Here is an 11,734-nt window from a genome sequence, read left to right on the forward strand (position 1 = left end):
GGCCCAGCGCGCGATATTCCTGAGCGTTCCCATAGGTTCCTCCCTCTGGTCTGTTTGTTTCAGTAGTCGGTGATCTTCTTCATGTAACGGCGCCCTTCGAGCATGGCCTGGCCACGCATCGCTGCAAGGCGATAGGCGAAAACCCACAGGACGTCGAAGAAAATAAGGGGAGCGAATAGGCCGCGAAACGGTTGTTCGAGGCCGGAAAGGTCCAGTTCGGCGGCATCGAGCACCATGACATTGTCGCGATCGCCGAAACGCAGCAGGAAATCGCGCGCCCGCTCTTCGATGCGGCGCGTCCCATCACAGCCAAGAAGGGCTATGAAGCACGCCGAGCGGTCGACGACCTCGAACGGGCCGTGGAAGAATTCATTGGCGTGTATCGCCTGCGAGTTGATCCACTGCATCTCCATCAGGACGCAGATGGCGTAGGAATAGGCCGCGCCATAGTTGGCGCCCGCCGCGGTCGTATAGATCACCGGTCTGTCGCGATAACGATCGGCGTAGCGGTCGAACGAAGGCTCGTAGAATGCCTTCGCCTTGTCGATCGCGTGCTGGAGATTTGACAGGCTCGGTAGAAGTTGGGGAACGAGATCGACATCCCCACGCTGCGCCAGCAAGCCCGACAGGAGCATGTAGAGGACCGCGTAATTGCTGTTGGCCGCGTCGATTTTGGCGCCGGTCGTGTAGTGCGCCTGGTAGGCAACGACGACCTCCGCCGCCGACGCCAGCGGCGACTTCGGGTCGAGCGTCATGGCGATCGTGGTCGCACCGGCTTCGCGAGCGAAGCGGGCGGCCGCCGCCGTCTCCTTTGTCGTGCCTGTCTGCGAGCACAAAATGACCAGCGCCTTTTCGCCCAGCTGGCGCGGCCGGCGGCAAATGAACTCGTCGGCATTATAGACATCGGAGGTCAGCGTCAGCGCGTGCCGGTCCAGCAAGTATTTGCCGGGGTGCATGATCGAAAGCGATCCGCCGCAGGCGACGAGAAAAATGTGCGATAGCTGCCTGTCGGAAACAGCCGAGAGCGCCTTGCGCACATCTTCGTTGAGTTCAGTCTTCATTGCTTTCCCCTGCACACGTTGCAGCCACCGCGATGTCAGAGTCCCTGATTGACAGCTGACAGACATTGTGGGAACGTTCTCACAACTTGTCAACCGGGTGAAGTACAGTGGTTCGCATCGTTGCGGTGGGAGATAATGACGTCGACTGTTATCAGTCCGACGGATTGATGTATCCGGGCGGCAACTGCTTCAATGTCTCCGTGTTCGCGAGCCGCTTTGGCGCCCAGTCGGCGTTCATAGGTGCGATCGCCGATGATCCGGCGGGACGCCTCATCCGCGGCACGCTGGAACAGGAGGGTGTGGATACACGGCGGCTGCGGGTCGTCGACGGCATCACCGCCTATTGCATTATCGGGCACGAAAGCTCCGACCGCGTTTTTCTGTCCAACGATTTCGGCGTGTCCCGATTTACGCCGGACGCCGGCGATCTGTCCTTGATCGCGGAGTGCGACGCCGCCCATGTCTACCAATCCTGCGGCCTCGACGGCTGGCTGGAGCGCTTCGCCGCGCGAACGAAGCTATCCTACGATTTTTCGACCAAGCGGGAGGCTGAGCACCGGGAAAGAGTGGCGCCGCATTGCTGGCTGGCGTCGATTTCGGCAAGCGATCTGCCGCCGGGCGACACTGTTAGCCTGATGAAGTCGGTCGCCGCACACGGGCCGTCATGGGTCCTTGCGACCCGCGGCAGCCATGGAGCGATGCTTTCCAACGGACAAGAAATTTTTTCAGTCGCAGCAACGCTAGTGGACATCGTGGACACGCTCGGTGCGGGCGACACCTTCATTGCTCGTGTACTGGTCGGTCTACTTGACAACGAGCCGCCGCAGGCCGTGCTGCAGGAGGCGGCCGACGCGGCTGCCCAGACATGCACCTACCTCGGAGCCGTCGGCAATGGGTCGCCGGTCGAGTTGCCGAACTCACGTCTGTGAACCGGAACTCTGATGATTAGGGATTAAATCGGATCGAAGCGAACGACTGATTGATGGCGAAGGTCCGGACCATCGAACGGGAAGGTCGACATTCGTCTGATCGAGCTTGTGAGCGGGGCCCAGTGGTCGCATTGGATATTTTCTGTCCGGACCGAAACCAGACTTGCTTTTATACTCGGAGACGTGGTCCCACGGCGATCATTTCCGCAGCAGGCCGAAGGCGGCTTGTGGCATGCCAGCCTACCGAGGCGCTTGAGGACTAAGTCCATCGCGCTTTCATAGCCGGCAGATGTTTTCCCTATACATCGAGCCGGTGCTGTTAAGATAGCGCAGCATCCGCAGCGTCTGGCGATCATCAACTGGCCGACCCACCCCATACATCAAGTCTGGGGTCGCTAGCGCTGTGCTGGCCTCAATTGTCCAATCCTGACGCGCGCGCTTCAACACGCCAGCCGCCTCCGGGCATTCCCGTCGGCTCTATGACGAGCAGCAACAACGATGTCCGTGAGAAGGAAATCGCGCGGCTGAAAGGCGAGAAGAACGCGATCTTTGCCACCCAAAAAAGGGCGGATGCGTGAAGTGGCTTTGCCAAGCCGTGCTCGACTTCGAGCACCCCGCGGAATCCGGCAGAAGTTCTGAAGGCAGGCGTTTCCTTTCCGCCACCCTCGACGACCTGTTTACCGCAATAGGTGTACTGCTGATGGGTTGCTTGGCTGCATCAGCGGGACTTTCAGCCGCTGCGGCTGCTGGTTCGATTGGCGGTCCTGCTCGCGAAACCGCTGCTGCTGCTGCTGAAATTCCCGCCGGCGCTGGATCGCAACCAGCGTCTGCTGCAGTGCCAAGTCGAGCTTGCCCGCGCTCTGGATGATCTTGTTGCGCTGACCCGGGTTCAACGGATCGGCATGACCGGGACAAGCCAGAATTGCAGCTGCAGTCAATGCCAGCAGCGTCGTCTTCGCGATCCGAAAGAGTGACCTGGGCATGCGGTTCTCCTAGGTTCTTTCTGAGATATGCACGAGTAGGAATTATGGAATGGATGTCGCGCATTGTTGATCGCATGTTCGAGGTTGAGCTTCGCCACAGGGGCGCCACACAGGCGCTGCCAGCGCCCGTTCTGGCCTCGGCCGCTGTCCTACTAGCAACGCGCCGCCGGTCCTGCCCCACACAGAAGCTCACGAGCCACCAATGAAACGTAAGCTCAGCAAAGGCGGTTTCCTCCAAACTGCTTGGAAGTGATGCCACGCTGCTCTCGGCTGACCCACTGATTGGATTTGCTGGAGCTTGAGACCGAAACCGTCAGATCGAACTGGCAATGAACCGCATCGTCGCCGAGCGGCTTATGTCGACCCTGGTTGAATTCCTCCATGCCGGCAAGGGAGACGACGCACCGACATTTGCTGTTGAGCGGTCACTGTGACTTGGGAGGTGTCGCATCAGGCCCGTCAACTCAGCGTAGCTCCAGCGACTGCCACGACGATCCAAAGACCGACAGTCGGTGCGAGCAATCAGCGCGCTTCATAAATACTTTTGTCCATTGGAGCCTCCTAAGATCGAGGCGTCAACGACGGCTTGTAGGAGGCGTTCCTTGACGGTTCGTAACAGACTGCAACGGGAGGCGGGCCGTTTTTTCAAAGGCGAGATTCATGCACCAATGCGCCATGTGGTGACCGAGACCCGATTCCCGCAGCCACGGCCCGAAATGGCCTGAGGGTAGCGCAGCCTTCTTGGCGAGCAACTGGCGGCCGATCTCGATCGAGGCGGGTGCTCTCGTCTGCCCCGGCAGCGGATAGACGCGCCTCCCATCGACGGCGTGCGTCTACATCAATTCCACACGCAGCGTCGTGTGGGCGGCCCGCGCCTCATAAGCCAGAATGCCGGTAGATAGAGCAAAGGCCAGGACTTTGGCCCGTGCTGTTTCGACATCGCATTCGTCTGCCATTGCGTCTCGACAAGCATCGAGCGCCGCCTCGTGCGTCGCATCGCGACCGTAGGAGGGCCATTCGTTCAACATCGCAAAGGCTTCCCATAAAGTTGCTACGCCATGTGGAAAGTCGAGCCCGTCGAAGATCGGCACGGGTGGGGAAAATTGTTGTTTTCCATCGGGACCTCCAAAGGCCTGCGCCGAACGGGCGATAGGCAACTTATAGTGGACCGCCTGCCGCGCGCGACTTGGCAATGCGGTGCAATGCCCTCGGTCAATAGGCGACGAGGCATCAACGATGTGGCGAGCAGCCTCGCTTTCGAGGAGAAGTCGGGCCGTCAAGTTCTCTCCCAAAGGAGTGAATCCCATACGATTGGGCAAGGTGAAGTCCACGGCTCACGGCGGTACACTCTGATCATTGCCACATCCCCATGCGGCTCAGGGGCCGGCGTCCGTTCCCTCTCCTCAAAACTGGACGCCGGCTTTTTTGATGGCGGGCCGGCCCGCCAGGTCGGATCAGAAAATAGGCTGCTGTGAGCTACATCTTCCCGCAAGAGCGCGAAGTCCTTGAAATGCTCGTCGGGCTCAGACCACGCAAGTCAGAGACGTGGGTGAAGACCTGCCTGAAGTCACTCAGCCAAGAAGGGTATTGCACCGAAGGGCCAAATCATCGGCTGACCGATAAAGGGCGAGCGATAATTGGCTTGCGCCTCGCTGCCGAGTGAATGTCTCGGCGCCACTCCGAATGCCGTCGAAGAGCCCAGGCGCGGGAGCGCTGGCGACAAGCAGCGGGAAACTGAGGCCTCTCGCCACTTGCGACGATGTTCTGGCCAATGCCTGAGCGCCGGCACCCCAGCGGGCGAAGTTGAAATCCGGATCCCTCTCCGCGCATTGTGCATGAAGGAGGAAAAGCCCGATGGCCCCGCTGCATATCGTATTCACTGACCTTCCCGGACCCGACGACCATTGTCGGTTCGTTGAGGTCGAGACGCCGAAGGTCCATCCATCACGGCCAACGAATGGCGCAGGCGAGAAGATGGCTGTGTCGAGCTGGTTGTGCCCTCTGCCGGCCTCAAGCCGGAGATCGCGGCCGAGATCTACAAGGCCTCGGAGAAGCTCGGCGCCCGTCCGGAACCGCTCGCCACCGTCGGCTCCGACGGGGCCACGCTGACCGACGAGGCAGTCTTGGCGGACCTCAAACGGTTCAACGAGAAAGGAACTATCTTCGACGAGGTGATCTGCCGAGCATGGAGAGTCGTAGACGGATGAAATGCCGGCTGTGCTTTTTCGTCTTTATTCGAACCGATTGATAAGGTCGCTGATCTCGTCAACAGTCTCTTGGACCATGAGCATGGTGGGGTTTTGCCCTCCGGAGCCTACAAACTGGACTGTTGTGCTTCGGTTATTAGGGTAACGAATAAAAAAGAGCACGTTGTCCGCGTTAACGCCAACTTCGATGCCATTGTAGTCCGTCAACATAATAATCATCGCTGCCTCCCATTCTATGGCCGCAAGAAAAGCACCAGCCCTGCTTGCCAGCAAGCGCCCCTCCATCGCCTAAACCCCACTCAAAGAGGAGACGAGATGCGCCTATATCGGGAACATTCACGGTCGAGTTCAGTTCGATTCGCTGACCGTGGGCGTCCCAATCGTCTCCACGGTAAGGCCCAGTTGCAAAACTCCGGGCCGGAAGCCCGCCGCCTCCTTGAAACCTGCGGCGGGCTTTTCCGCAGTACCCGAAGGAAGCACGGAAGCTGAACGCGATGTCGAGGTGATCTGTCGTGCTACCGACCCTTCGTCTTGATGTAGGGATTGACCCAGCCTCTCGAGCTTGTTGGCGGGGTAAGGATCATGCCGACTTTTTTGCCGCCGCATTGAAGCATTTCAGCTTTGGCGCGAGGTCACCGTGCAGGATCGAATGATCCGGGCCCAGCCTCCAGCGCAGCTTCACCAGGTCGAGCCTCTGAGGTCCGGCGGCTGACGCTACCCAATTTGTCCCCAAGAGCGCCAGCCCCGCACGGTCGTCCCCGGGAGGAGAAATTCAAAGGGACCATGCAAGGGAATGGTACCATGGAGACCGGCTACCAAGACACAATCTCAGGGTTGCTTCGCAAGCGCGGTGAATTCCTGGCGAGCATGACCTAGGCCACCCAGAAGGCGATTACCGAGGAACCACGTGTCGGCCTTGTCGCGTTGCTGGCTGGGTTCTCCACACGGTCGGACGGGCCGGTCAGGGTCCACACCCTGGTATGGGCGGCAACTACGGGGATCGGGAGTCCTTACACTTCACGGTAGCGTTCGAACGGCTCAAGTGATGTCCGATGAAGAACTGTTCCGCGTCGCCGCCGGCATTGCAGGCCAGGCGCTCGACATGCAATCGCAGAACGCCTTACGAGCCCCTCTCTCGAAGGGAGCCGAGGTCCTCGCCGCCGCGATCGACGCGGACCGTATCACGCTGCGTGGAGCCTTTGACGCCGTCGACTACTTCAACGGCGTCGCGAAACGCTTCGTCATCACTGCGATCTGTGAAGCCGTCAACGAGGATGAAGAAGGCCGAGAAGCTGAAAAAGAAGGAGCTCGTCGAGTTCGCGGTCACGAACTTGCTCCGACCGGCTGGCTTCCGCCGGAGCTCCGCTGCGCGACCTATTCGGGGTTGGGGGAGGCGCCCAAGGCGATCGCAGCGCAACCTCTCTATCCTGACTTCGACGAGAGCGAGGACGAAGATCTGGACGAGGTGGCTTGACCGCCATGGTTTCTTTTTCGACGGCCAGACACCACAAGGGTTCGCGCCTCAAGCGCGGCGTCAACAAACGCCTGACGGGCCTCTTGAGCGGTCACTTGTCCTTGGGCAGCGCCTCGCAATGCTCGCGCCGCCATCTCGAATATCGGGCCGCTGCGGTCCGGCCATTTGCCGTCCGCAAGGCATCCCGATGCCTCCCAAACGGTGTGGATCAGGCGAGTTTCGCCGGTTTTGTCGAAGGTGACGCGAACCGGCCGATCGAAGTGGATATGTTTCATCACTGCGCCGAACATCTTCCGCGTATCGAAGTTCCAAATATCACCGCCAGCGGAGGCTTATCTCTTGCGCTTCATGTCCCGGGCGGGCACGCGATCCACGTCGCCGATGAAAATGCCAGCTTCCTTCGCCGCCGCGCGGAACGCGAGGCGGGCATCTTCCGTTTCGCCGGCACCCTCAAGCGCGGCCAGGCATGCCTGTCGCGCATCGCGAGCCTTGTCGCTGTTTTTGGTCTCTGCCGGCCATTCGTACACAAGCCATTCGGCGGCTTCCCGCGCGCTGCTGATGTTGCAGACATCGCCCGCGCGAAGTCCATGCACGCACACCCCCTGGTCGAAAGGCCTGTCCTCAAGCGTAGCCATAGAAACCGTCTCAAATCCGCTGCGCGATTTGACGCTACAGCGGCAGGCTGGCATCGGGCAAGCAAGAGAATAGCGACCCGCGCCATTTTGACGACTGGGGCAGCCTCAGCCGTCGCCCAGCAGCACGCCGGCCTCACGGGTGGCTTCGACGAACTTTGCCCTGACATCATGGCAGGTACCCGCACCCGACAACGCATCACCTGAGATGGCTTGGATCAGTGCGCGGTGTCCAAGATACACCATGGAGCCGGATCAGCCTACCGCGTCACTCCCGCTCGTTATCCATCGCTCGCGCTGATAGGACTCAGACTGACAGGGTTCGTCTAGCGTAACAGGTAACAGGCATGATCGCGGCAAAGTGCGCCAGTTTCTCGCTATCGCACCGCCTGGATCTGCCAGGGATCGTCAGCCGGGGCGACCAGGAAGAGAAGCTCGGAACACGAGGGTCGGAATTGAGTGGGAAAAGACGGCATTGTGTTTTCTGCGGTTAACCGGCGGCGAATAAGAATCGTGAGCATATTCTCCCCAAATGGCTGCTCGAACTCACGGGAGATCCGATCCGCGATCGTGAGTTCGACCCGCAATCGGGTACGCGGCGTTGAGCTGGTGGTTATCGTGCAACCCGACAGCTCACTCGCCTGCATCCCGGCGTGGATGACACACGAAGCTGCGGGCCAATACGCGCTCGGTGAGAAGCCTCGTTTTTCCGTCGATATCCTCCGGTCCCTGCTCGCCGAGATTGATGCGCTTTTAAACTTTCTCCAGTCCGAAGGCTCAACAAACAGATGCCGACATGCGTCTCGCCGGCCTTCGGTAACGCGGTCGGCGATGACTGCCTGGCCCAATGGCTGGTCAACCTGATCGTCGATCTCGCCACGGTGCCACGCCCATCGTAGTCCCAGATGTCACCAGCACACAAATCCGCCGTCGACGATCAGATCGATGCCGGTAACGAAGGACGACGCGCGGCTTGCCAAGAACACCGCCGGGCCGACCATCTCCTGCGGCTTCGCCAAGCGACCCATAGGCGTATCTCTCTCGAAGATCTTCACTTGATCAGCCACTTCGGGCCGGCGGTTCATCGGCGTCAGCGTATAGCCTGGGCTGATCACGTTCACGCGCAGACCGCGGTCCGACCACTCCATCGCCAGACTCCTCGACATGTGGATGACGGCTGCTTTCGACGAGTTGTAGTGCGTCTGCAGAAGGCCACGGTTGACGATCGAGCCGGAAATCGAGGCGACGTTGATGACGGTCCCCTTGCCGCGCGGCAGCATCACTCTCGCCTCGGCCTGGCAGGACAGGAACACGCCGCTTACATTTACGGCGTAGAGCTTCTCCCAAATTTCCAGCGGCATGGTCTCGGCTGAATGCGCGCCGCCAATCCCCGCATTGTTGACGGCGACGGTGAGCGCACCGAGTTCCTTTTCGATGCGCTCGACTGTTCCTGCCAAGTCGGCCTCCGAATTGACCGAACCGGTGACGGCAATCGCCTTCCGACCGAGCGCGCTGATTCTGTCTTTTGTCTCCTCCAGCCCACCCTTTGTTGAATGACCAAAACAGGCGACGTCGGCGCCGGCCTCGGCCAACCCGATTGCGATCGCTTGCCCTATACCGCTGCCTGCGCCCGTGACAAGCGCCACCTCGCCATCCAGTCTGAAAAGGTCCATTGGATTATTGCCTCCGATCTCCGTAGTTACAAAGCAAAGGCGAGACGTAGCACCAAGAAGGAGTGGAGTCCCCGCGTGGCATGCGCTGTAGTGTAATCATCTGGCGCGATGCACGGCCCTCGTTCTCGACCGGACGGCCGACAATCTGAGCGGGATCTGCGCCAGGCCATCGCGCCGTTAATAGTGTTCATCTCGACGTGCGCTGCGTGCGGCTCCGTGGCGCGTCGATGTTAGCGTGATGACGCTGAGTCCGGCACGCTTTGCGTTGGCAATCGACGGCGCGAGCGCCACGCTGTCGATCGGCCGCGGAAATCACCGAGGCGCCCTGTTCGACCAGGGTCTCGATGAGGCTCACCTGCACCTCGACCTTGTTCTGGCCGTTGAGCAACTCGTAGTCGATGGTCTGCTGGTTCTTCAGCACCTCCTCGATTCCTCCGACCGGGCCGCCGGCACGGTGTACGGCTGCCACTGGATGAACGCCATCTCTTTTGGTAAGCAATGCAGCAGCAACTGCCTCGATACGCCGAGGCTGCCGCTCTCCACGTCGCCGAAGAAGGTCGTCTCCGCACCGGCCACAGCGGTGCCAAGCACACGGTCTTCAGGAAACCCCGACGTCCGCTTTTGACGGCCCAAGTCGTCTTTCATGCTTTCCTCCCGATTGTGGTTGCCTCGAGGGTTACCCGTGCGCGTCATGTCCGACCCCGCACATCGATCATGGCCTTGATCAGGCCGGATTTCTCATGAGCCCAGAGCGCAATGTTGCCCGGGCTGTCGCGCAAGGTCGTGCGGTGAGTGACAAGTCGGTCTACGGGTATTTTCCCCGCCCGGATCGAAATGATGACATGCTCGAAGTCGGCGCGCGTTGCGTTGCGACTGCCGATCAGCATCATCTCCCGTTTGTGGAATTCGGGATCGGAGAAGGTAATGTCGTCCTGGACGACGCTGACCATTACCATGACGCCGCCATGCGCGACGTAGGCGAAGGCAGATTGCATCGAATGGCTGTTTCCTGTGGCGTCGTAGACGACGTCGAAACCCGTTCCCGCGGTTCGTTCCGATATCTTCTCGATGATCCGTCCCTTCGAACCGTCAATCACGAGGAACCCGAGTTGCCGCGCGGCAAAAGCCAGGCGTTCGGCGCTGACGTCCATGATCGTTACGTTCTGTTTCGCAATTCGTGCGAACAAGGCAGTGGCGAGGCCTATGGGTCCAGCGCCGATCACCAGCGCTCGATTGCCGCCAAGGGCCATGGATCGACGAACGGCGTGAGCACCCACGGCCAGAAACTCGACGGTCGCCGCCTCGACCAGCGACAGGCCATCGGCGGGAAGCAGGTTTTCCGCGGGCACAAGGATCTGCTCGCACATGGCGCCGTCGCGGTGCACGCCGAGAACCTCGATGGCGACGCAGCAGTTCGCCTTGCCGTTCCGACAGGCGATGCAGCGCCCGCACGAAAGATAGGGGTTTACGATCACGGGTTGGCCAGGGGAGGCTACGCCCGGGGCCGCGTCGAGAACGGTGCCCGAAAATTCGTGTCCCATGACTCTGGGGTAGGCGAGGAACGGGTGCTTGCCTTCGTAGATGTGGAAATCCGTACCGCATATGCCGACATGGCTCACGCCGACCAGCACCTCGGCCCCGCCCCGCTTCGGCTGAGGCCGTTCCTCAAGCGCCAGTTCCCCTGGCTTCCGACATACTACGGCTCGCATAGCAACTTCCGATATTCGCGCCGGTCTGCCGGCCAGCCAGGTCAGACGCCGGCCTGCCGCCGCTTCTGCATGTTGTCGAGATAAACCACCAACGCGATCAGCAGGCCTACCAGCACCATTTCCCAGAAGGGATCGATGCCAAGCAGCACGGCGGCATTGGCCATCGTCGTAAACAGCACGGCGCCACAGACCGTACCAAGCACGCTGCCCCTGCCGCCGAATAGACTCGCGCCACCGACCACCGCTGCGGCGATTGCCTGCAACTCGTAGGCATTCGCCATAGAAGGCGAGGCGATGCTGAGCCGAGACACCAGCAAGAGTCCGGCAAGTGCGGCCAGCCCGGAGCTCATCAGATAGGCGATCGCGGTGATGCGAAAGGTATTAATGCCCTGCCGGCGCGCTGCCTCCGCATTTGAGCCCATCGCATACATGTAGCGTCCGGTTCGCGTGAAACGCAGCACATAGTGTACGGCGATGCCGACCGCGATCATTGCCCAAAAGAGGTTCGGCAGCCCCGTCGTGCCCCGCGCGAAATCCTTTACCTCGGGCGGCAGGCCTCCAACGGTCATGCCGCCGGCGAGCAGCAGCGCAAGGCCTCGATAGACCTGCAGGCCGGCCAGGGTGACGATGAAAGCTGGAATGCCCAGACGGCCAATCGCCACGGCGTTGATCATGCCGACGCCAAGGCCGGCGACCAATGTCAGGGCGGCGGCAGGCAGCAAGTCCAGTCCGTAGCCGCACAACTGGGCGAAGGCAACACCGCAGAAAGCGGCAACCGATCCGACAGACAGATCGATCCCGGCGATCACGATCGTGCACATCACGCCGATCGCGATGATGGCGGCGATCGAGGTTTGCCGCATGATGTTGCTGATGTTGTTTTCCGTGAGAAAGTTGGGCGTCGCCAATGAAAGCACAATCCACAGCGCGACAGTGAAGACGATGACATAAGTCTCGATCGGCAGCCGCCGCAGCCAGCTATGCATGAAGCCTTCTGCTCCGGGGAAACTCGACCCGGCGCCAGCGCGGCGCAGAATTTGATCCGTCATTGTATATCCGCAAGAAA

General features: G+C 60.5%; 15 protein-coding genes. 3 read left to right on the forward strand and 12 right to left on the reverse strand.

Going from position 1 to position 11,734, the window contains the following annotated elements; translation table 11 throughout:
- Positions 1-59: 59 nt before the first annotated feature.
- Positions 60-1,061, reverse strand: coding sequence for an SIS domain-containing protein (locus MAXJ12_RS31640; RefSeq protein WP_008840284.1), 1,002 nt, complete (start codon positions 1,059-1,061; stop codon positions 60-62).
- A gap of 107 nt (positions 1,062-1,168) precedes the next feature.
- On the opposite strand from MAXJ12_RS31640, the gene MAXJ12_RS31645 reads away from it, so the two are divergent.
- Positions 1,169-1,990 carry a PfkB family carbohydrate kinase gene (locus tag MAXJ12_RS31645; protein ID WP_040589189.1) on the forward strand — a complete coding sequence of 274 codons (822 nt, stop codon included), beginning with the start codon at positions 1,169-1,171 and terminating at the stop codon, positions 1,988-1,990.
- A 412-nt stretch (positions 1,991-2,402) separates the two neighbouring features.
- Here MAXJ12_RS31645 and MAXJ12_RS37360 read toward each other — a convergent pair whose 3' ends face one another.
- From MAXJ12_RS37360 to MAXJ12_RS36215, 3 genes are all read right to left on the reverse strand, one after another.
- Complete coding sequence (locus tag MAXJ12_RS37360) at positions 2,403-2,603, reverse strand: hypothetical protein (protein ID WP_139044157.1); 201 nt, start codon at positions 2,601-2,603, stop codon at positions 2,403-2,405.
- A gap of 64 nt (positions 2,604-2,667) precedes the next feature.
- Positions 2,668-2,973, reverse strand: coding sequence for a hypothetical protein (locus MAXJ12_RS31650; protein ID WP_008840287.1), 306 nt, complete (start codon positions 2,971-2,973; stop codon positions 2,668-2,670).
- Between the two features lie 833 nt (positions 2,974-3,806).
- Positions 3,807-4,253, reverse strand: coding sequence for a DUF982 domain-containing protein (locus MAXJ12_RS36215; protein ID WP_157999694.1), 447 nt, complete (start codon positions 4,251-4,253; stop codon positions 3,807-3,809).
- Between the two features lie 714 nt (positions 4,254-4,967).
- On the opposite strand from MAXJ12_RS36215, the gene MAXJ12_RS31665 reads away from it, so the two are divergent.
- Positions 4,968-5,180, forward strand: a complete 213-nt coding sequence (locus MAXJ12_RS31665) for a hypothetical protein (RefSeq protein WP_008840290.1) — start codon at positions 4,968-4,970, stop codon at positions 5,178-5,180.
- 24 nt (positions 5,181-5,204) lie between these two features.
- On the opposite strand, the gene MAXJ12_RS31670 is transcribed toward MAXJ12_RS31665, so the two are convergent.
- Complete coding sequence (locus MAXJ12_RS31670; protein ID WP_244421676.1) at positions 5,205-5,453, reverse strand: hypothetical protein; 249 nt, start codon at positions 5,451-5,453, stop codon at positions 5,205-5,207.
- Positions 5,454-6,225: 772 nt separating this feature from the next.
- Between MAXJ12_RS31670 and MAXJ12_RS31675 the strand changes: the two genes are divergently transcribed.
- Positions 6,226-6,654, forward strand: coding sequence for a hypothetical protein (locus MAXJ12_RS31675; protein WP_008840293.1), 429 nt, complete (start codon positions 6,226-6,228; stop codon positions 6,652-6,654).
- On the opposite strand, the gene MAXJ12_RS40305 is transcribed toward MAXJ12_RS31675, so the two are convergent.
- The 7 genes from MAXJ12_RS40305 to MAXJ12_RS31705 all read right to left on the reverse strand — a co-directional run bounded on the left by MAXJ12_RS40305 (position 6,603) and on the right by MAXJ12_RS31705 (position 11,717).
- Complete coding sequence (locus tag MAXJ12_RS40305; protein WP_085984150.1) at positions 6,603-6,944, reverse strand: DUF982 domain-containing protein; 342 nt, start codon at positions 6,942-6,944, stop codon at positions 6,603-6,605. The genes MAXJ12_RS31675 and MAXJ12_RS40305 overlap by 52 nt on opposite strands.
- A 42-nt stretch (positions 6,945-6,986) precedes the next feature.
- Positions 6,987-7,289 (reverse strand): DUF982 domain-containing protein, encoded by a 303-nt coding sequence (locus MAXJ12_RS31680; RefSeq protein ID WP_008840294.1) that lies wholly within the window; start codon positions 7,287-7,289, stop codon positions 6,987-6,989.
- 905 nt (positions 7,290-8,194) lie between these two features.
- Positions 8,195-8,959, reverse strand: a complete 765-nt coding sequence (locus tag MAXJ12_RS31685) for an SDR family oxidoreductase (RefSeq protein ID WP_008840297.1) — start codon at positions 8,957-8,959, stop codon at positions 8,195-8,197.
- 187 nt (positions 8,960-9,146) lie between these two features.
- Positions 9,147-9,380 (reverse strand): hypothetical protein, encoded by a 234-nt coding sequence (locus tag MAXJ12_RS31690; protein ID WP_008840298.1) that lies wholly within the window; start codon positions 9,378-9,380, stop codon positions 9,147-9,149.
- Positions 9,374-9,604 carry a hypothetical protein gene (locus MAXJ12_RS31695; protein WP_008840299.1) on the reverse strand — a complete coding sequence of 77 codons (231 nt, stop codon included), beginning with the start codon at positions 9,602-9,604 and terminating at the stop codon, positions 9,374-9,376. The genes MAXJ12_RS31690 and MAXJ12_RS31695 overlap by 7 nt, the downstream gene beginning before the upstream one ends.
- 44 nt (positions 9,605-9,648) lie before the next feature.
- A complete protein-coding gene (locus MAXJ12_RS31700) occupies positions 9,649-10,668 on the reverse strand; it encodes a zinc-binding alcohol dehydrogenase family protein (protein WP_040589192.1) in 1,020 nt (339 codons plus the stop codon).
- A 41-nt stretch (positions 10,669-10,709) separates the two neighbouring features.
- Positions 10,710-11,717 carry an ABC transporter permease gene (locus MAXJ12_RS31705; protein WP_050898972.1) on the reverse strand — a complete coding sequence of 336 codons (1,008 nt, stop codon included), beginning with the start codon at positions 11,715-11,717 and terminating at the stop codon, positions 10,710-10,712.
- Positions 11,718-11,734: the final 17 nt, after the last annotated feature.

Origin of the sequence: Mesorhizobium alhagi CCNWXJ12-2 (genome assembly GCF_000236565.1) — a bacterium.
Lineage (GTDB): Bacteria > Pseudomonadota > Alphaproteobacteria > Rhizobiales > Rhizobiaceae > Allomesorhizobium > Allomesorhizobium alhagi.